The organism is Mesorhizobium sp. M7A.F.Ca.MR.148.00.0.0 (genome assembly GCF_003997735.1).
Classification (GTDB): Bacteria; Pseudomonadota; Alphaproteobacteria; order Rhizobiales; family Rhizobiaceae; genus Mesorhizobium.
Genome location: NZ_RZTB01000057.1, coordinates 1 through 20,366, shown reverse-complemented (window position 1 = coordinate 20,366; position 20,366 = coordinate 1). Strand labels below are relative to the sequence as shown.

The following is a 20,366-nucleotide window of genomic DNA, read 5'->3' as shown; positions in this document are numbered from 1 at the left end:
ACCGCGTCGGATGCGTCGCTTTTGTATCACCGTTGCTCGTTGATTGTCGTCATGTCTGTCATCTCTATCCCACCCTGCAGGATTGCCTTGCAGCGCCCTTCACCAGTTGCTGAAAGCGGCGGCGCCCATGCCCAGTCTGCTCGGAATCGATAACGGTCTCACGGTCACCAAGGCGGTGATCTTCGATGCCGATGGGACGCAGTTGTCGGTGGCGCGTCGGCGCGTCCCGCAGTCGATGCCCCATGCGCGCTGGGTGGAGCGCGACATGGCAAGGCTATGGCAAGCCACCGCCGATGCCATCCGCGAAGCGATCGCATTGTGCGGCCGGCCCGCCAACGATATCAAGGCGGTGGCGGCGACCGCACACGGCGACGGTCTCTATTTGCTCGACAAGGATCGCCGGCCGCTAGGCCCCGGTATCCTGTCGCTTGACAGCCGCGCCGGCGAGATTGTCGAACAATGGTCGGCGGATGGGGTCTTCCAAAATGCGTTGGCGCGTACCGGACAGGCGCCGCACGTTTCGGCTCCGTCGGCGCTGCTGGCCTGGATCAGGAAGAACCAACCCGACCGCTATGGCCGCATCGGGCATATACTGGCCTGCAAGGACTGGCTGCGCTTTTGCCTGACCGGCACGATCGGCACCGACCGTACCGAGGCCAGCACCTCATTCACGGATTTCCGCACGCAGGATTACGCGCTGGAAGCGATGCGCATCTTCGAACTGGACGATCTTTTCGACGCGCTGCCGCCGATGGCGCATTCGGCCGAGATCGCCGGCCACGTTACCGCCGAGGCCGCCGACATGACCGGCCTTGCCAAGGGGACACCGGTGGCGAGCGGCCTGCATGACGTAACTGCCTCCGCACTTGGCATGGGCGGCCATGAGGAGGGTGTGCTTGCCATTGTCGCCGGGACCTATTCCATCAACGAAGTGGTCTCTTCGCAACCGCGCGTCGACCCGCGTTGGCTCTGTCGCAACGCCATCGACGCCGGCCGCTGGAACAACATGGCGATCTCGCCGGCCTCGACCGCGAACTACGATTGGTTTCTCGACACGTTCTGCCGCTCGGAACAGGAGAGGGCATCGGTCGGTGGTGGCTCGATCCACGAGGTTTTGGCAGCAGAGATCGACGAGGCGCTTAAAAAGCGGTCGACCATCCTGTTTCATCCCTATCTGTTCGGCTCCCCCTTTGGCGATGTCGCCAGCGGCAGCTTTGTCGGCCTTCATGGCTGGCACAATCGTGGCGATATGCTCAAGGCGGTTCTGGAGGGCATTGCTTTCAATCATCGTACCCATGTCGAAGCCTTGCGCGACGGCTTTGCCATCAGCGAAATCCGCCTGACCGGCGGCGGCTCGCGCAATCCGGCCTTCGTCCAGATGTTTGCCGATGTGCTGAACGCCCCGGTCACCGTCACCTCGACCGACGAGGCTGCGGCGTTTGGCGCTGCGCTTTGCGCTGGTGCGGCGGTTGGCATCTTCGCGACGCCGCAAGAAGGCGCCCGGCAGGTCGGCATGACGGCGCGCCAATACGAGCCAGTGCCGGCCTCGAGTGCTGTGTTCAACGAGCGCTTTTCCCTCTATGGCCGCATAGCCGGTGCGCTCGTGCCGCATTGGCCCGACATCGAGAAGCTGGCGCGGCCAGACACCGAGGGGACCGCATGATCAAGGCCGACGAACGACGCGAAGAGATCGCCGACTATGTGATCAAGCTCGGCCAGGTACGCATCGACGATCTGGTCGAGCATTTCGGCGTATCGCGCATGACCATCCACCGGCACATCGACCGGCTGGCGCAGCAGGGCGTGTTGCGCAAGCTGCACGGTGCGGTCACGGTTCAGCCTTCCGGTCTCTACGAAAGCGCCTTCCGCTACCGGGTGACGGTCAACCGGGCCGAAAAGGATGCGCTGGCGCGGACAGCACTCGATTATATCGAAGCTGGCCAGGTGGTGATGCTGGACGATTCGTCAACGGCAAATGCGGTCGCTACGCTCCTGCTCGACGTCAAGCCGCTGACCGTCATCACCAACTCAGTGGCGACGGCTGCACTGCTGACCCATGTCGACGAACTCGACTTCATCTGTCTCGGCGGCCAGTACCACAACACCTACAACGCCTATATCGGCATCGTCTGCGAGAACGCGGTGGCACAGCTTCGCGCCAATGTGCTGATCTGTTCGGCTTCGGCCATCACCGGAACCACCGCCTTTATCCAGGATCCCAATGTCGTGCGGGTCAAGCAGGCGATGATGGCCGCATCGGTCAAGCGTATCCTTCTGATCGACCATGCCAAGTTCGACAGGATCGCGCTGCATGTCTTCGATGATCTGACCAGCTTCGATGTCGTGCTGGCGACCGAAGGCCTGGGCGATGCGCGGGCGCAAGCCCTCGAACGGGCCGGCGTGAAGCTGCGCATCGTCAAGACGAAAGCGCCATGAGCTCGAGCGAAGCAATACGTACGGAAAATCCAGCCGGGCGTCTGGCCGCCATGGCCGGAGCCGGGGAGGTCGACGTCGTCATTCTTGGCGCCGGCATCAACGGGGCAGGGCTGTTTCGCGATCTGTGCGCGCAAGGCGTCAGCTGCCTGATCGTCGACAAGGCGGATTTCGGCTCCGGCACGAGTGCTGCGCCATCGCGGCTCATTCATGGCGGTCTGAAATATCTCGAAACCGGCGAGTTCAGGCTGGTGGCGCAGTCGACGCTCGAACGCAATTTGCTTTTGAAAAACGCGCCGCACTATGTCAGCCCGCTGCCAACGGTCATCCCGATCTTCTCCTGGAGCAAGGGCATGCTGGCGGCGCTGCGGACGCTGTTCGGCTCAACCAGCGCGCCGCGCAGCCGTGGCGCCGTCCTGATCAAGATCGGCCTGATGATCTATGATTTCTATGGCTCGCGAAACCAGGTCATGCCGCGTCACCGCATGGTCGGGCGGCGCCAGGCGCTCAGTGAGATGCCGGCGCTCGCCCCCTCGATCGTCGCCACCGGCACCTACTACGACGCCAAGATAAGCCACCCCGAAAGGCTGGTACTCGAACTGATCCTCGATGGGCTGCAGGCAAACGCGGCCTCGGCCAGCGCGAACTACACGGAGCTGGCGAAGTCCGCCGATGGCGTGCTGACCTTCCAGCCGGAAAACGGCGCGGCCTTTTCGGTGCGGCCGAAGCTGGTGGTCAATGCCGCCGGTCCATGGATCGACGATGTCAACGATTTGCTAGGCGCGCCGTCGAAGATGATCGGCGGCACCAAGGGCTCGCACATCCTGTTGAAGCACGACGAGCTGGTCAAAAGCCTGGCCGGACGCATGCTGTATTTCGAAGCCGATGACGGCCGCATCTGCCTTGTCTACGACTATCTCGGCCTGGCGCTGGTCGGCTCCACCGACATCAAGGCCGACAACCCCGACGCGGTGCGCTGCGAACCTGACGAAGTCGAATACCTGCTCGACAGCGTACGGACGCTGCTGCCGGGGATGGCGTTCGGGCGCGACCAGATCGTCTATGCCTATAGCGGCATCCGGCCGCTGCCGGCCTCGGATGCATCGGTGCCCGGCTTGATCAGCCGTGACCACTCGGCGCCCGTCGCCGAGCCGGATCGGAACAGACCTTTCGCAGTCATCTCGCTGATCGGCGGCAAGTGGACGACCTTTCGCGGCTTCGCCGAGGAAGTCGCCGACACCGTGCTCGGCCGCCTGCAGCGCAGCCGCAAGGTGACGACGCAGACCATGCCGATCGGCGGCGGCAGGGATTTCCCGGCTGATGCTGCAGCGCGAGCAAGTTGGCTGGCTCTGGCTCACTCGGAGACGGGCGCTGGAGAACGGCGTCTCGAGGCGCTGCTGTCGCGATATGGCACCAGAGCCACGCAGATCGCCACACATGAGCCGGATGATGAGGGCCGACTGCCGGATTCAGAAAGCTACAGCCGATCGGAAATTGACTACATCGTCCGCACCGAGTTCGTCGAACATCTGGCCGATATCGTCATGCGCCGCAGCACCCTGGCGATATCAGGGTCACTGACGGGCCGGGATCTGCAGGAGATTGCGACGATTGCCGGACGGGCGCTGGGCTGGAGCGCCGGGCGCCTCGCAGAGGAAGTCGAGGCCGCCGCCCTGGAACTCGAGGACCGGAACCTGATGCGGCTGGGCTGATCATTCCGTCGCCGATGCTCTTTCCCAAGGCAATCCGGTCGGTTTGCCTAAGGATGCGTCGCATCCCCAATCGCTCAACTCACAGGTGGATTGGGATTTTGTCGATGTCAGATATTATTATGGAGAAACAGCTAGTTAGCAAAAAATTAGATAGCCGATGGCTGTGCAATTCTACTGGCTCAGGCACGAAATAACACAGATTGACGTTAAATTAACATAGCCGTATGATCGAGTAACATGCTCACCTCCTAATAGGTCGATGTTGCCCGCCGAAATGCCGGCAGACCGGCGTTTCGGGAAGGGCGAGACCTGTGGATTCCCCATATGTGCATGCGCCAAATCCGGCGAGGGATTGACAGCGATGCAGGGATGTGAAAATTTTTGCACACAAAGATAATAATATCATCTCAGGGAGGAGATGTCTTGAAATCCGGCGGAGCCACTAACCGCGATCATGAGTCCAGCCTCGCCACCCGCGCGGCCTGGCTTCACTATGCCGGGGGTCTGACGCAGGCCCAGGTGGCCAAGCGGCTCGGCCTGACCAGCCTCAAGGCGCATCGGCTCATCACCCGGGCCACCCAGGATGGCCTTGTCAGGGTGATCATCGACGGCGATGTCGGCGAATGCATCGACCTCGAGCAGCAGCTGATCACTGCTTACGGGCTCGACTACTGCGAGGTTGTTCCTGATCTCGATCAGGACGAGCTGCCGCTGAAGGCGCTTGGGATCGCCGGCGCTCAGTTTCTGAAACGAGAGATCGATCGCGGCGAGGACATGCTGATCGGCGTCGGCCATGGCCGTACTCTTGCCGCAAGCGTCGAGTATCTGACGCGCACCGCCGCTGGCCATATCCGTTTCGTCTCGCTGCTTGGCGGTGTGACGCGCAAATTCGCGGCCAACCCGCACGACGTCATGCATCGGCTGGCCGAGCGGACCGGCGCGCAGGCCTATGTGATGCCGGTGCCTTTCGTCGCCAACACCGCCGAGGACCGTGAAGTGCTGCTTGGTCAGCGCGGCATCAGCGATGTCTTCGACCTCGCAAGCCGGTCCGACCTGATGTTCGTCGGCATAGGGACCGCCGAGCGGGAAGCTTCGCTGGTCGCTACCGGCATGATCGAACATTCCGAAATCGATGAGGTCAAACGCGATGGCGGCGTCGGCGAGCTGCTCGCCCACTTCTTCGACGACAAGGGGCGCCCGGTGGAAACGGCGTTGTCGGACAGGATTCTGGCGCTTCCGCGGGACCAGTTGAAAGGTCGCCGGATCGTCGCTGTTGCCGGCGGCAAGGTGAAAATACGCGCCATCGAGGCGGTGCTCGAAAGCCGCTATCTGAGCGGCCTGATCACCGACGAGTCCACCGCTCGTGCCCTTGTCGAACAGAACAAACCCAATGGCGCGAAGCGCCATGTGAACGGAGGATCGTCAAATGCGTGACAAGCGCGGATCTGCCTTGCTGGCGGTTGCGTCATGAGCGCGAAAGCCGCCACCGCATCGACCAGGCCGGCTTCGCCCGCCCTGCGTCGGGCACTTGCCGGCGCCGCGGTTGTCGTCCTGCTCGGCGCCATGGCGCTCGACACCAAGGTGGTCAGGATCGGCTCTGCCGGCGATGTCCGCAGCGCCGTGTTTTCCGCCGCTGACTACGGCAAGTCGGAGTTTCCCAAGGTGCAGGCCGATGTCGAAGCGCGTGCCGTCGACGCGGTAACGGTGGCGACGGCGATCACCAAGGACAGGGCAACGGCGGAAAAGGAATATGGCGTGCCGGCGGGCGTTGGGCCGGTCATCTCGGTGAAGTTCACCGGTGTCGTCGGCGAAGGAAAATCGGGCATCTACAAGGTCGCCGTCGAAGGTGTGCCGGACACGCTGATGATTCGCGTGCAGACGGGACCGGCGATCAACGGCACCGAGCTTCGCGACGCCACCGGCAAGATCACATTCGGCCAGTTCACCAACCAGATCGAATACCAGGACGCCGGTTCGGCGCTGAACAACGAGATGAAGAAGGAAGTCCTGGCCAAGGTCGACACCAGCACCTTGACCGGCAAGACCGTATCGGTGGTCGGCGCATTCAAGCTGGTCAACCCGAAGAGCTGGCTGGTCACTCCGGTGAGGCTGGAGGTCAAATGAGCGCGGCTGCAGACACCGGACCCGCGACCGGCGACGCCGTGCTTTCGGCGCGCAACATCGTCATGTCGTATGGCGGCGTTCATGCGCTCAAGGGCGTCAATTTCGACATCCATCGCGGCAAAGTCACGACGCTGTTCGGCGAGAACGGCGCCGGCAAGTCGACGCTGATGAAGATCCTGTCCGGCGTCGTCACGCCGACATCCGGCGACATCGTGCTCGACGGCAATCTTGTCAGCTTTTCCTCATCCTCGGACGCGCGCGATCGCGGCATCTCGATCATCCACCAGGAACTCAGCCTGGCGCCGAACCTCAGCGTTCGCGACAACATCTTCATGGGCCGCGAACTGCGCACCAGAACCGGCCTCGACTTCGCCGAAGAATCGCGCCAGGCGCGCGCGCTGATGGCCGATCTCGAAGAGGACATCGACCCGATGACTCTCGTCGAGGATCTGCGCCTGGGTCAACAGCAGATCGTCGAGATCGCGCGGGCGCTGTCGGTCGATTCACGCATCCTCATCATGGACGAGCCGACCTCCGCGCTCAGTGCAACCGAGGTCGAGGTGCTGTTCAAGGTGATCCGCGATCTGACCAGCCGCGGCGTCTCCATCGTCTACATTTCACATCACCTCGAAGAAGCGCTGCAGATCACCGACTACGCCGTTGTCCTGCGCGACGGCGCCATAACGGCGACGGCCGAGGCCAGGGACATCGACCTCGAGTGGATCGTGCGCAACATGGTCGGTGAGAACTTCGATCTCGGCTCGCCGCCGACCGGTCATGCGTTCGGCGAGGTCGCCCTTTCGATCGAGGACGTCAGCGTCGTTGACACTTCGGGCTCGGGCTATTCCGTCGTCGATCACTTGTCGCTGGACGTCAGGGCCGGCGAGATCGTCTGCATCTACGGGCTGATGGGCGCCGGGCGCACGGAGTTGCTGGAGGCCGTCGCTGGACGGGTGCCGATGGCGGGCGGCCGCGCGCTGCTGGAAGGCGAGGACGTCTCGGGGTTGAGCATTGCCCAGCGCATCTCCAGAGGGCTTGTGCTGGTCCCCGAGGACCGCCAGCGCGACGGGCTGGTGCAAACCATGACCGTCGGCCGCAATCTTTCGCTTGCCAGCATCGAGGCGTTCGCCAAGGGACTGTTTCTGTCCCGTTCCAGGGAGCGAGAGCTGGTCGAAGACTCGATCCGCAAGGTGACCGTCAAGACCGCTGGTGGCAACGCCATGATCGGATCGCTGTCTGGCGGTAATCAGCAGAAGGTCGTCATCGGCAAGATGCTGACGACCAACCCCAAGGTCATCCTCCTCGACGAGCCGAGCCGCGGCATCGATGTTGGCGCCAAGGCCGAGGTCTTCCGCTTGTTGAGCGAACGCGCCGCTCAAGGGCTTGCGGTCGTCTTCTCGACCTCTGAGGTCAACGAATGCCTCAGCATTGCCCACCGCATCGTCGTCATGCGGCGTGGCAGGATTTCAGCTGAATTCGGCGCCAACGCCACCAAAGAGCAGATCATGGCCGCCTCCGGCGAAGCCGTGGTCGCCTGATCACCAGAATTTCGGAGCCCAGACCCATGACCGACGTCAGCCAGGCCAGAAAACAGTCCAGTCCAAGCGCGAGCGAAGGCTTCGATCTCGCCAAGTTGCTGCTCGAGGGCCGGGCCTTCTTTGCCCTGATCGTCATCATCGTCGTCTTCTCGATCCTGTCGCCCTACTACCTCTCGGTGGCGAACTTCCTGACCATGGCCTCCCATGTCGCCATCTTCGGAATCCTCGCGATCGGCATGCTGCTCGTCATCCTCAATGGCGGCATCGATCTGTCGGTGGGGTCGACGCTGGGTTTGGCCGGCGTCGTTGCCGGATTCCTGATGCAAGGGGTGACGCTGACCTGGCTGGGCGTCGTTCTCTATCCGCCGGTCTGGGTGGTTGCGGTGCTGGCCTGCATGCTGGGCGCCGTCGTCGGGCTGATCAACGGCGTGCTCATCGCGCGCTTCAAGGTTCCGGCTTTCGTCGCCACGCTCGGCGTCATGTACATGGCGCGCGGCCTGGCACTGCTGATGACCAGCGGCCTGACCTATAACAATCTCGGCGGCAAGCCGGAGCTCGGAAACACCGGCTTCGATGCGCTTGGCTTCAACCGCTTGTTCGGCGTGCCGACGGGCGTCGTGGTTCTCGTGGTCATCGCGCTGATCGGCAGCATCGTCTTGAACCGCACCGCCTTCGGGCGCTGGCTCTACGCCTCGGGCGGCAACGAGCGCGCGGCCGAACTGTCCGGCGTTCCGGTCAAGACGGTGCAGATTTCGGTCTATGTGCTGTCAGGCATCTGCGCCGCTATTGCCGGCCTGATCCTGTCATCGCAGTTGACGTCGGCGGGACCGACCGCGGGCACCACCTACGAATTGACGGCCATCGCGGCCGTCGTCATCGGCGGCGCGGCACTGACCGGCGGCCGTGGCAACATCCGCGGAACCCTGCTCGGGGCCTTCGTCATCGGCTTCCTGTCCGACGGTCTGGTGATCATCGGCATCTCATCCTACTGGCAGACAGTGTTCACGGGCGCGGTCATCGTGCTCGCCGTGCTCCTCAATGCCGTTCAGTATCGCCGCCGTAGCAAGCTCCCAAGCGCGACAGGTGGCCAACCGACTTCTCAGAAACGGGGGAAGGCCGAACCGGCCAATCCTGCCCAAGGGAAGACTGCCAGGTGAACTGGCAGCAACACCGCGTAATCATTGGAGGAATGTACATGAAAACCATGCTGAAAAGTCTGCTCGCCGCCGCGATGGTCGTCGGGTTCACGGCCGCCGCGTCAGCCGCGGGCCTGATCTCGATCATCGTCAACGATCCGGCCAACCCCTACTGGCTGACTGAGGGCAACGTCGCCAAGGCCGAGGCCGAGAAGCTTGGCTATACAGCCAATGTCGGCGCCCACAAGGGCGATACCAATACCGAAAGCAATTTGATCGACACCGCCATCACCAACAAGTCGGTGGCGATCATCCTCGATCCGGCCAACGCTGACGGCTCTGTCGGTGCGGTGAAGAAGGCGATTGCAGCCAACATCCCGGTGTTCCTCGTCAATGCCGAGATCAATCAGGAAGGCCTCGCCAAGGGTCAGCTCGTTTCCAACAACGCGCAGGGTGCTGCTCTCGGTGCCCAGCAGTGGGTGCAGGCCGTCGGCGAAAAGGGCAAATATGTCGAACTGCTCGGCGCCCCGTCTGACAACAACGCCGCCACGCGCTCGAACGGGTACGCGACTGTGCTGAGCCAGTACCCGGATCTCGAAAAGGCTGCTTCGCAGGTCGCCAACTGGGATCGTACCCAGGGCCACGACAAGATGCAGAGCATGCTGCAGGCCAATCCCGACATCATCGCCGTGATCAGCGGCAATGACGAGATGGCGCTCGGCGCGGTTGCGGCGCTGAAGGAAGCGGGCAAGCTCGCTGGCATCAAGGTCGGCGGCTTCGACGGCTCCCCGGATGCGGTTGCGGCGATCAAGTCCGGCGAACTGCAGTACACCGTGCTTCAGCCTGTCGCCATCTTCTCGGCCAAGGCCGTGCAGCAGGCGGACTCGTTCATCAAGACCGGAGCCACCGGTGCGGCGACCGAGAAGCAGCTGTTCGATTGCCTTCTCATCACCAAGGACAATGTCGACAAGTACACCGCTCCCTTCGTGCTGTCGGAATGAAACCTGCACAGGGGGTGTCCTTGCGGACACTCCCTGCCTCTTCTACGAAATGACTACCCTCGTGAACTGCCTTCGCAACCAACCGGAATTTGCGGCATGAAAGACCTGCTGATCGGCATCGACGCGGGAACGTCGGTGATCAAATCGATCGCTTTCGACCTGTCCGGGCAGCAGCTCGCCATGACGTCGGTGCCCAACAGCTTCGTCACGCTGGAAGGCGGCGGCGCCGAGCAGGACCTCGACCAGACCTGGCGCGACATGGCGCGGACCGTTCGCGATCTCGCGGCCAAGGTTCCCGACCTCGCGCAACGAACCGCAGCGGTTGCCATCACCGGGCAGGGCGACGGAACCTGGCTGATCGATGGCGACGGCTTGCCTGTCTCGCGCGCCTGGCTGTGGCTCGATGCCCGCGCCGGACATCTGGTCGACGAGATGCGCGCCGATCCCCGGGATCGCAGGCGGTTCGAGCTGACCGGCACGGGGCTGAATTCCTGCCAGCAAGGCGCCCAGCTTGCCTTCATGAAAAGGAACCATCCCAGCATGCTGGAGCGGGCGGCGACCGCCCTGCATTGCAAGGATTGGCTCTACTTCAAGATGACAGGCGAACGCGCCACGGATCCCTCCGAGGGAACCTTCACCTTCGGCGATTTTCGGTCGCGCAACTATTCCGACGAAGCCCTCGACATCCTGGATCTGACGACGCATCGCCGCCTGTTGCCTCCCATGCTCGAAGGCACCACCGACCATCATCCGCTGTCGCGATCGGCGGCGGCAGAGACCGGCCTGCTCGAAGGCACCCCGGTGGTGCTCGGTTACGTCGATATGGTCATGACGGCGCTCGGAGCCGGCCTCTATGATCCCTCGGGCAATGTCGGCTGCACGGTCATCGGCTCGACCGGCATACACACACGCTTTGCCGCCACTCCCGACGATGTCGTGCTGAACGACGATGGCTCCGGCTACACGATCGCCATGCCTATTCCAGGCGCCTTTGCCCAATTGCAGTCCAACATGGCGGCGACGCTCAACATAGACTGGGTGCTTGGCCTAGCGCGCGACGTGCTCGCCACGGCTGGCGGCAAGCCTTCTCATGACGAGTTGCTGAAGGCCCTCGACACTTGGGTGGAAGCATCGGAGCCGGGATCGCTGATCTACCAGCCTTACATATCGCTGGCCGGCGAAAGAGGGCCATTCGTCGACCCCGATGCGCGCGCGGGATTCATCGGCCTTTCGGTCAAGCACGGCTTTGGCGATCTGGCACGCGGCGTCCTCGAGGGATTGGCCTTCGCCGCACGTGATTGCTACCAGGCGATGGGCGCCGTGCCGGGCGAGATCCGCCTGTCGGGCGGCGCCGCGCGCAGCCCGTCCCTACGCCGCATCATCGCAGCGGCGACCCGGGCGCAGGTGCGCACCAGCAGTCGCCAGGAAGCCGGCGCGGCAGGCGCCGCGATGATGGCCGCGGTCGGCCTCGGCGTCTATGGCTCGATGGAAGACTGTGCCGCCGAGTGGGTAACGCCGCTTCTCGGCGACTGCGATGCCTATGACGAGGCGCTTTCGCAAACCTACGATGACCTCTTCCCTTCCTTCGTTGCAGCGCGTCAGGCGCTTCGGCCGGTGTGGAAGGGCATGGCGCACCGCACAGGAGCAAGATCTTGAGCAATACAACAGATGTCGTCGATCTCTTCGTGATCGGCGGCGGCGTCAATGGAGCCGGCATAGCGCGTGATGCGGCAGGTCGCGGGCTGTCCGTCATCCTGTGCGAAAAGGACGATCTCGCGCAAGGCACCAGCTCGCGCTCCGGCAAGCTGGTGCATGGCGGCCTGCGCTACCTCGAATATTATGAATTCCGGCTGGTTCGCGAAGCACTGATCGAACGCGAGGTGCTGCTCGAGGCGGCGCCGCACATCATCTGGCCTATGCGCTTCGTTCTTCCGCACAGCCCGCAAGACAGGCCGGCATGGCTGGTCCGGCTCGGGCTGTTTCTCTACGACCACCTTGGCGGCCGTAAACGCCTGCCGGGGACAAGAACACTGAACCTCAAGACTGCGCCGGAAGGCGCGCCGATCAAGGACGAGTTCAAGCGCGGTTTCGAATATTCCGACTGCTGGGTCGACGATGCGCGCCTGGTGCTGCTCAACGCCCTGGATGCCAGGCAGCGCGGTGCCAGAGTGCTCACGCGCACCGCCTGTGTCGCGGCCCGCCGCGAAAACGGACTGTGGTCGATCGACATGCAGGATGGTCGCACGGGTGCGGTGACGAAGGTCCGGGCGCGGGCGCTGGTCAACGCGGCAGGCCCCTGGGTCAACGACATTGTCAGCCGCGTCGCCGGCCAGAATTCCACCCGCAATGTTCGTCTGGTGAAGGGCAGCCATATCGTCGTGCCCAAATTCTGGGAGGGGCAGCAAGCCTATCTCATTCAGAACAACGACAAGCGGGTGATCTTCGTCAATCCGTATGAGAACGATCTGGCGCTGATTGGCACCACCGACATTCCCTACGAAGGCAGGCCCGAGGAAGTGGCCGCCGAGGCCAGCGAAGTCGACTATCTGATCAAGGTGGTCAATCGCTATTTCAAGCGGCAGCTGACGCCACAGGACGTGGTCTACAGTTTCTCGGGCGTGCGTCCGCTCTATGACGACAATGCCGACAATCCAAGCGCGGTGACGCGCGACTACATTTTCGAACTCGACGCCTCCAACGGCAACGCGCCGCTGCTTTCGGTATTCGGCGGCAAGATCACCACCTTCCGCAAGCTGTCGGAACACGCGCTGGAAAAGATCCAGCCGTTTTTTCCGACGATGAAGAAAGCCTGGACGGCCAAAGTTCCCTTGCCGGGAGGCGACCTGCCCAATGCGGACTTCGAGCAGTTCCTGAGCGACCTGCATGCCGAGTTTTCATGGCTCAGCCCGTCGCTGGTGAAGCATTACGCGCGAAGCTATGGCACCCGCGCCAGGCAATTGCTCGCCGGCGCACAGCGCGAGGCGGATCTCGGCCGCCGCTTCGGTCCCGACCTGTATGAGCGGGAGGCAAGATTCCTGGCCGAGACCGAGTGGGCCGGCACATCAGCCGATATCCTGGAACGCCGCACCAAACATGGCCTGCATCTCAATGCGGCCGAGCGGAAAGCATTCGAAGACTGGTTCGATAACATCATGGCGACGGCAGACTGATGGCCTTCACGCTTTCCCTCAACACCAATCCTCTGGTCAACCGTTTCGCCGATCCGGACGATTTGATCGACGCGATTGCCTATGGCATCGGTATCCGCGACGTGCAGCTGACGCATGAATTCGTCAATCCGGGCTGGCCGGCGGCGACGATTGACAAATTTCTGCGCCTGTTCAACAGCGCCTTGGCGCGGACCGGTGTCAGGATCACCTCCGGCATGACCGGACCCTACGGCCGGCTCAACCATTTCGGCCATCCGGATGCGGATGTGCGGCGCTATTATGTCGACTGGTTCAAGACCTTCGCCGATATTTCCGCAGAACTCGGTGCGTCGGGCATGGGCACGCAGTTCGCCATCTTCACCTACAAGGACTTTGACGATCCGCAACGGCAGGCAGTGCTGCTCGATATCGCGCTCGAATGCTGGCGCGAAGTGGCCGAACACGCCAGGGCGGCGGGTCTGACATACCTGTTCTGGGAGCCGATGTCGGTGGGCCGCGAGTTCGGCCACACGATCGAAAGCTGCGCCACGCTGCAAGGCGCCATCGATGCGGCGAAGCTGCCCATACCGATGAAGATGATGGTGGATATCGACCATGGCGACGTGACCTCGGCCGATCCTGCCGATACCGATCCCTATGCTTGGGCGAAAGCGTTTCCATTGCAATCGCCGATCATCCACATCAAGCAGTCTTCCATGAACAAGGGCGGGCACTGGCCGTTCACGGCCGCCTACAACAAGGACGGCCGCATAGTGCCGCAGAAGTTGCTGGACGCGGTTCGGCAGGGCGGTGGAACCGACAATGAAATTTGCCTTGAACTTTCCTTCAGGGAGAGGGAACCAGTCGACCATCAGGTTATCGAGATGATCCGCGAGTCGGTGGATTTCTGGGCGCCTTACGTCGACAGTGGCCGCGACAGACTCAAGCCTCGGACTTGAGCGAATACGTCGCCCGAAAGCCGGCTTCGGCCGCAAAAGTATCGAAGGAGAAGAAGAATGGCCCCATATTGGGTCGGCACGAGCTGGAAGATGAACAAGACGCTGTTGGAGGCGTTGCAGTTCGCCGATGCGCTGGCGGCCTTCGTGCCTGGTTTCGATCAGGCGATACAGCCTTTCGTCATTCCGCCCTTCACCGCCGCGCGCCAGGTCAAAGCGGCGCTGGCCGACACCCGCGTAAAAGTCGGCGCCCAGAACATGCATTGGGCCGACGCGGGCGCCTGGACGGGAGAGATTTCGCCAGTGATGTTGAAAGACTGCAGGCTGGATGTGATCGAACTCGGCCACAGCGAGCGCCGCGAACACTTCGGCGAAACGGATGCGACCGTCGGGCTGAAGACGGCGGCTGCTGTCAGGCACGGTTTCGTGCCGCTGATCTGCGTCGGCGAGACGCTGGCTGAGCGTGAATCAGGCCGCGCCGAGGCGGTGTTGACGGCACAGGTTCTCGGCGCACTGCAAGAGCTGAGCGGCGATCAGGTGAAGGCGGAAATCCTCTTTGCCTACGAGCCCGTCTGGGCAATCGGCGAGAAGGGCATTCCCGCAAGCGCCGACTATGCCGACAGGCAGCAGCAGCTGATCAAGAAGGTTGCCGCCGACCGGCTGCCGATTGCTCCGCCTGTGCTTTACGGTGGCAGCGTCAATCCCGGCAACGCGGCCGAACTGATCGGCCAGCCGTATATCGATGGCCTGTTCATCGGCCGCTCGGCGTGGCAAGCGGAAGGCTATATCGACATTCTGAAAAAGGCGTCGGCCGCCATCGCGCGCTGACCGCGCGAGCAATTCCAGGAAAAGTGTGAAGCGGTTTTCCGTCCGGAGTTGCGTCAAATCAAAGAGATAGAGACAACAGCAAAGGAGCTTATCATCATGAAAATCGCACTCGGAGCCGACAGCGCCGGCAAGCCGCTGCTCGACGTCATCGCCAAGCACCTCGCCACCAAGCCAGAGCTGCAGGTCGTTGATCTCAGCCAGGCCGGATTCTACGCCGACATTGCAGCCGCGGTAGGCCACGAAATCCTGGACGGTAACTACGACCGGGCCATCCTGTTTTGCGGCACCGGCATCGGCGTCAGCATCTCCGCCAACAAGGTGCCGGGCATTCGCGCCGCATTGACCCACGACACCTATTCCGCTGAGCGCGCCGCCAAGTCCAACAACGCCCAGATCATCACCATGGGCGCGCGCGTCATCGGTCCCGAACTGGCGAAATCGATCGCCGACGCATGGCTGGCCTCGGAGTTCGATCCGAATGGCCCCTCCGCCACAAACGTGCAGGCCATCGACAAGCTCGACGCCAAGCGCTGAAAGACGCGGCAAGTCCGCTGCTGATCAGTCGGTCAGGGCGGTCCGCATCGCCTCGATCACGGTCACGGCGGAGGCGGCGCCCGGGTCCATGTGGCCAAGCGAGCGTTCGCCCAGGCGCGATGCCCGGCCCTTGGTGGCGACCATCGACTTGGTCGCCTCCGCGCCGGCGTTTGCCGCTTGTGCAGCAGCTTCGAGACTGCCCGCCAGATCCTTGCCGGAGGTCAGCGCTTCGCCCGCCGCCTGTGCGGCCGGCGCCCATGCATCGATCATCGTCTTTTCGCCAAGCTCTGCCTTGCCGCGATCCTGAATGCCCTTGGCCATGGCCTGGAACAGAGCGACCACGTCCGCATCGTCGAGCGTAGTCTTGCCCTTGACGGCTGCCGCGGCGCGCATGAACGCGGTCGCATAGAGCGGACCGGAGGAGGCGCCAACCGCATTCAGGAACGACTTTGCCGCCGTGTTCAGCAAGGTGGCCGGATCGGTGGTCCCGGTGTCCAGTGCGGCGACTGCATCGCGTGCCGCGGAAAATCCAAGCTCCATCGCGATGCCGTGGTCGGCGTCGCCGATAACCCCGTCAAGCGCGCATAGTCGGTCCCTGTCGGCGGACATGGCGGTTGCGATCGCCGCGAACATCGCGACAAGGCGGGCGGTGTCGATTGTCGTCATGTCTTGGTCCTTGCCACAGAAGTGGGTTTAGCCGGCGCGAAACATGGCGCAGTCGCAGGGGTGGTCCAGCATCGTCTGCAACTCGCCGTCCAGCCGTTGCAGAGTGATCGAGGCCCCGGCCATTTCGAGCGAGGTGCAGTAATTGCCGACCCAGCTTGCGTGGATGGACACACCGATCTCATCGAGCCTCTGCTTCACGCGCCGGTTCATGATGTAGAGTTCCATCAGCGGCGTTGAGCCCAGCGAATTGACGAGCACCGCGACCTTGTCGCCGCGCGCCGGCGCCATCTCGTCGAGGATCCTGTCCAGCATCTCGTCGGTGATCTCGTCGGCTGTTTTCAACTTTTCGCGCGCGATGCCGGGCTCGCCATGGATGCCCATGCCGATCTCCATCTCGTCCGGCCCGATCTCGAAATTAGGCCGGCGTGTCTGCGGCAGCGAACAGGGCGACAGAGCCACGCCCATGGTGAAGGTATGGTCGTTGGCCTTGCCGGCGATGCGTTCGCATTCGTCGAAGGACAGCATCCGGTCGCAGGCAGCACCGGCCGCCTTGAAGATGAAGAAATTGCCGGCGACGCCGCGCCTCTTGTGCCGTTGGTCGCGGGGTGCCGAGGCGACGTCGTCGGTGCTCAGCACCGTGCGCACCTCGATGTCGTCCATGGCGGCCATCTCGGCGGCCATGTCGAAATTCATCACGTCGCCGGCATAGTTGCCGTACATGAACAGCACACCGGCGCCGCCGCTGACTGCCTTGGCGCATTCGAGGATCGGGTCCGGCGGTGGCGAGGCAAAGACATTGCCGATGGCCGCCGCGTCAGCCAACCCCCTGCCGACAAAGCCGAGAAAGCTCGGCTCATGGCCCGAGCCGCCGCCAATGACGAGGCCTACCTTGCCCTGGCGCGGCCCGTCGCGGGCGATGATGGAGCGTGGACTGCCCTCCACGCTTTTGAGATAGCGTGGATGCGCTGCCAGGATGCCTTCCAGCATCTCGTCGACGGCACGGTTCCCGTCGTTGATGATCTTTTTGGTCTGCACCCGGCATCCTCCCGATTTCGGCATTTTCGCAGATAATACCGGGTGTTACCGGGATTTCCACCGGCAAGATGTATTTCGTATGTCGAAGTGCTTCGCGCAGCGGCACATGAATCCAGCTGCTGGCCCTTTCAGTCGCTTAGGCCGTCGCGGATGGCTGCGAAATAGCGATCGGTTCCGACCTGGCCGCCCTTGAGCGCGACCTCCAGTCCGTCGATCGCCTTGACGCGCGAGTGAGCAACGCAGAGCGGCGAGCCAGGCGAAGCGGGCAGCGGCATGCGGATTGTCAGGGCATCGACACCCATCTCGCCCAGCGCGTGGCTCGACGTATCCCCGCCGGCAATGACCACGCGCCGCAGGCTCTGTTCGATCGTCAGGCTGCGAAGGATTTCTCCAAGGCCGCGGCCAAGCTTGTGGCGGGCGCCTTCCTGCCGGTCGATTTCGGCGCCCCTGTCGGCAGTGGGACCAAGCGCGGTGTAGAGGATGACGCAGCGCCCGGCTTGCAGACTGGCACGGCCGCTTGCCGTTGCGCGCGCGATCGCCTGCTGCGAAGCCTCCGAAACCAGTTCAATAGGGTCGACCTCGATGCCGTCGAAAGCGTCGGTCAGGGCATGCCGGATCTGCCGTTCGGTGGTCGGCGAGCAACTGCCCGACACGACGGCTATCCGCTCGGCAGCGCCCGGCGGCGTGAAGCCATGTCCGGCGCTGACGATGCCATTCGACGCCCATTCGGCCAGCAACGCATACTCGACCCCGGACGAGCCGACGACAAATGAGCCGCCGGGCTTGCGAACGCGCCAGATCTCCTTGCCGGCCAGAGCCTGCGTCTCCAGGTTGTCGACATCGACAAGCACGACGGCGGTGCCGTTTCCGGTCAGGCGATCGAACGCCGCCGACCGCGATGCCGACTGCAGCGTCGCTAGGTCGACCAGTCCGGAGCTCAGCGCCGTCTGCCGCGACAGATGGATCAGGAGATCGGCCTCATCCATCGGCGTCGTCGGGTGGCGGCTCATCACCGGGTGGCGGTCGATGCGGAAATATTGGTCGCGATAGGCGGCGAACAGATGGCCGAAGGCGGTGTAGCGCCTGAGCTGCGGCGCGCCGACCAGCAGCGGCACACTGTCCTGCGCGAACACCGAGCGGCCGACCTCGATGGCTCGGCCGATGCTGCCGATCGTCGGGCTGGAATCGAAGGTCGAGCAGACCTTGTAGTGGCAGATCTCGGCGTTGAGCGTCTTTAGCCAGGCGAAGGCATCGCGCAGATGCGTGTCCATCCATTGCGGCGTCTCACTGCGGCTGGTGCCGGCCAGTCCGATCGCCCGGCAATGGTCAAACCGGGACAGCAGGGCCGCGTCGGGTTGGCGCATGAACAGAACGGTCGTCACGCCGCCGAGTTCGAGCGCTTCCATGACGTCGGTCGAGCCGGTCAGGTCGTCGCCATAATAACTGAGAAGCAGGTCCTGCATCGTCTCAGGCTGCCTTGCCGTCGCCGAATTTTTCGATCGACCGCGCCAGTTCGGGATGGTTCAAGGCGAAGTCCGCCAACGGGATGCCGTCGACGGCCGCTTGCCAGGCTTGCTGCACGGCACGCACGCCGGCGCCCGGTCCGTCCGGATGGCTGACGATGCCGCCGCCGCAGAGATAAAGAAGATCGACCGTCCGGCCGGTCCGCGCATATGTCTCGGGCGCCTGGCCGCCCCACTGGCCGGAGCCCGCCACCGGCAAGGCGCAGTCCTCGGGTGAAAAGATCGGTGTCGTCACCGCCTTGAACGATTCGACGAAAGAGTCATCCGGTTCCCAGTATTTCGAGGCGATGCCGTTGATCTGGAATTGATCGACGCCGAGCAGTCGCCAGAATTGCTGCCAGACCTTGAAATCCATGCCGAGGCCCGGGTGGCGGGTGAGGATGTCCCAGCCGTTGCGATGGGCGTGCAGCACCAGGCTGGAGCGTTTTCTCAGGAACGCCATGCCGCCGAAGCCGATCGAATTGATGTTCACCACCGCGCAATTGCCGCCGGCCTTCGCCACCATATCGTGGTTGCGCATCATCTCATCGGGGTCGGCATGCGAAATGCCGAAGGCATACATCACCTTCTTGCCGGCCTTCTGCTCGTGGTCGAGGATCAGCGGCATGATCGCCTTCACCCGCTCGGCAAGCGGCGAATAGGCCGGGCTCATCAGTTTCTCATCGTCCTTGATGAAGTCGACACCGGCGGCGATCAGTTCCGCCACCATTGCCGCCGTCTCGTGCGGCCTCAAACCCAGCGCCGGCTTGACGATTGTGCCGATGATCGGACGGTCCGTCACACCAGTCAGCCGGCGGCTGCCGGCGACACCGAACTGTGGGCCGGGATGCGCGCCGCGAAAGTCCTCCGGCAGCTTCATGTCGACGACGCGAATGCCGGTGAGGCCCTTGATCGAATAGGTGCCACCGATGGCAATGGTCATCAGTGCCGAAAGGTCGGTGCCGATGGCATCGAATGGAAAGGCGATATCGACATCGGCGCGCCTGAACGGCCCGTTGCCGCTGTCGGGAAGCGACGGCCGCTCGGCATCGGCCAGAGGCCGTATCGCCAGCACGCGCGCCGCCACCCGGGCTTTCAGTTCCTCGGTCTCGCCGGGCAGCGCGACGAAGGTGCCGGTCGACTGATCGCTGGCGATCTTGGCCGCCAGCGCTTCGATGCTTCCAGGCGTTTCGATGCGGTAGGTGAGGGTGATCATGGTCCGCTGTCTCAAGCCGAGGCGTTCGAAAAAGGTTCACTGGTGTTTCAAATCTGGTATAATGAGTACATAAGTATTGCAAGCCATATCCCGGCAGTCGGATCGACAGACGGCAATTCCGGGAATTGTGGCGGCAGTGTTAGATAGGGCCGGGTCAAGGGAGTGATTCGCGACGATGAACCGTTCGGAACCGATTGTCCGGCGCAAGCTTTCCGATGAGGTCTTCTTGCGGCTGAAACGCCTCATTACCAGCGGCGAATTGATGCCGGGCGACGACATGCCTTCGGAACGCGAACTGATGGAGCGTTTCGAGGTCGGCAGGCCGGCGATTCGCGAGGCGATGCAGGCGCTGAGCAATATGGGCCTGGTCGCGATCTCGCATGGCGAGCGCGCCAAGGTGCTGCAGCTGACCGCCAAGTCGATCATCAAGCAGGTCGATGGCGCCGCCAAGATCATCCTGTCGTCGTCGAAGGACACGCTGGAGCACCTGAAGACCGCGCGCATCTTCTTCGAGCGCGGCATGGTCAGGGAAGCCG

Annotated in this window: 18 protein-coding genes; 14 read left to right on the top strand and 4 right to left on the bottom strand. The window is 63.1% G+C overall.

Going from position 1 to position 20,366, the window contains the following annotated elements; genetic code table 11:
* The first annotated feature begins 127 nt into the window (after positions 1–127).
* The 13 genes from EOB49_RS20295 (at position 128) to EOB49_RS20235 (ending at position 15,411) form a co-directional block, all read left to right on the top strand.
* The gene (locus EOB49_RS20295) at positions 128–1,663 is read left to right on the top strand and encodes an FGGY-family carbohydrate kinase (RefSeq protein WP_127382047.1); all 1,536 of its coding nucleotides are present in this window, start codon (positions 128–130) and stop codon (positions 1,661–1,663) included.
* Complete coding sequence (locus EOB49_RS20290) at positions 1,660–2,436, top strand: DeoR/GlpR family DNA-binding transcription regulator (protein WP_127269804.1); 777 nt, start codon at positions 1,660–1,662, stop codon at positions 2,434–2,436. Before EOB49_RS20295 ends, EOB49_RS20290 begins: the two co-directional genes overlap by 4 nt.
* A 50-nt stretch (positions 2,437–2,486) precedes the next feature.
* Entirely contained in the window at positions 2,487–4,145 is a 1,659-nt protein-coding gene (locus EOB49_RS20285; RefSeq protein WP_164781749.1) for a glycerol-3-phosphate dehydrogenase/oxidase, read from the top strand.
* Between the two features lie 423 nt (positions 4,146–4,568).
* Positions 4,569–5,579 (top strand): sugar-binding transcriptional regulator, encoded by a 1,011-nt coding sequence (locus tag EOB49_RS20280; RefSeq protein ID WP_127382045.1) that lies wholly within the window; start codon positions 4,569–4,571, stop codon positions 5,577–5,579.
* A gap of 33 nt (positions 5,580–5,612) precedes the next feature.
* Positions 5,613–6,269: a DUF2291 domain-containing protein gene (locus tag EOB49_RS20275; protein ID WP_127382044.1), complete on the top strand. Its 657-nt coding sequence runs from the start codon at positions 5,613–5,615 to the stop codon at positions 6,267–6,269.
* Positions 6,266–7,807, top strand: coding sequence for a sugar ABC transporter ATP-binding protein (locus tag EOB49_RS20270; RefSeq protein WP_127318214.1), 1,542 nt, complete (start codon positions 6,266–6,268; stop codon positions 7,805–7,807). Before EOB49_RS20275 ends, EOB49_RS20270 begins: the two co-directional genes overlap by 4 nt.
* Before the next feature lie 26 nt (positions 7,808–7,833).
* A complete protein-coding gene (locus EOB49_RS20265) occupies positions 7,834–8,964 on the top strand; it encodes an ABC transporter permease (protein ID WP_127382043.1) in 1,131 nt (376 codons plus the stop codon).
* 32 nt (positions 8,965–8,996) lie between these two features.
* Positions 8,997–9,944 (top strand): D-ribose ABC transporter substrate-binding protein, encoded by a 948-nt coding sequence (locus EOB49_RS20260; protein ID WP_023756738.1) that lies wholly within the window; start codon positions 8,997–8,999, stop codon positions 9,942–9,944.
* 96 nt (positions 9,945–10,040) lie between these two features.
* Positions 10,041–11,600, top strand: a complete 1,560-nt coding sequence (locus tag EOB49_RS20255; RefSeq protein WP_127382042.1) for an FGGY-family carbohydrate kinase — start codon at positions 10,041–10,043, stop codon at positions 11,598–11,600.
* Entirely contained in the window at positions 11,597–13,114 is a 1,518-nt protein-coding gene (locus tag EOB49_RS20250) for a glycerol-3-phosphate dehydrogenase (RefSeq protein ID WP_127382041.1), read from the top strand. The genes EOB49_RS20255 and EOB49_RS20250 overlap by 4 nt, the downstream gene beginning before the upstream one ends.
* Positions 13,114–14,052, top strand: coding sequence for a TIM barrel protein (locus EOB49_RS20245; RefSeq protein WP_127382040.1), 939 nt, complete (start codon positions 13,114–13,116; stop codon positions 14,050–14,052). The genes EOB49_RS20250 and EOB49_RS20245 overlap by 1 nt, the downstream gene beginning before the upstream one ends.
* A gap of 57 nt (positions 14,053–14,109) precedes the next feature.
* Positions 14,110–14,877 carry a triose-phosphate isomerase gene (locus tag EOB49_RS20240; protein WP_127382039.1) on the top strand — a complete coding sequence of 256 codons (768 nt, stop codon included), beginning with the start codon at positions 14,110–14,112 and terminating at the stop codon, positions 14,875–14,877.
* Between the two features lie 96 nt (positions 14,878–14,973).
* Positions 14,974–15,411, top strand: a complete 438-nt coding sequence (locus tag EOB49_RS20235; protein WP_127382038.1) for an RpiB/LacA/LacB family sugar-phosphate isomerase — start codon at positions 14,974–14,976, stop codon at positions 15,409–15,411.
* 24 nt (positions 15,412–15,435) lie between these two features.
* On the opposite strand, the gene dhaL is transcribed toward EOB49_RS20235, so the two are convergent.
* The 4 genes from dhaL to oiaX form a co-directional block, all read right to left on the bottom strand.
* A complete protein-coding gene (dhaL, locus tag EOB49_RS20230; protein ID WP_127382037.1) occupies positions 15,436–16,077 on the bottom strand; it encodes a dihydroxyacetone kinase subunit DhaL in 642 nt (213 codons plus the stop codon).
* Positions 16,078–16,104: 27 nt separating this feature from the next.
* The gene (locus tag EOB49_RS20225; RefSeq protein ID WP_127382036.1) at positions 16,105–17,112 is read right to left on the bottom strand and encodes a dihydroxyacetone kinase subunit DhaK; all 1,008 of its coding nucleotides are present in this window, start codon (positions 17,110–17,112) and stop codon (positions 16,105–16,107) included.
* Between the two features lie 128 nt (positions 17,113–17,240).
* Complete coding sequence (locus EOB49_RS20220) at positions 17,241–18,575, bottom strand: four-carbon acid sugar kinase family protein (RefSeq protein ID WP_127382035.1); 1,335 nt, start codon at positions 18,573–18,575, stop codon at positions 17,241–17,243.
* Between the two features lie 4 nt (positions 18,576–18,579).
* The gene (oiaX, locus tag EOB49_RS20215; RefSeq protein ID WP_127382034.1) at positions 18,580–19,830 is read right to left on the bottom strand and encodes a 3-oxo-isoapionate-4-phosphate decarboxylase OiaX; all 1,251 of its coding nucleotides are present in this window, start codon (positions 19,828–19,830) and stop codon (positions 18,580–18,582) included.
* A gap of 175 nt (positions 19,831–20,005) precedes the next feature.
* Here oiaX and EOB49_RS20210 point away from each other — a divergent pair.
* Positions 20,006–20,366, top strand: a 361-nt coding sequence (locus tag EOB49_RS20210; RefSeq protein WP_127382033.1) for a GntR family transcriptional regulator, incomplete at its 3' end; no start/stop codon positions are given.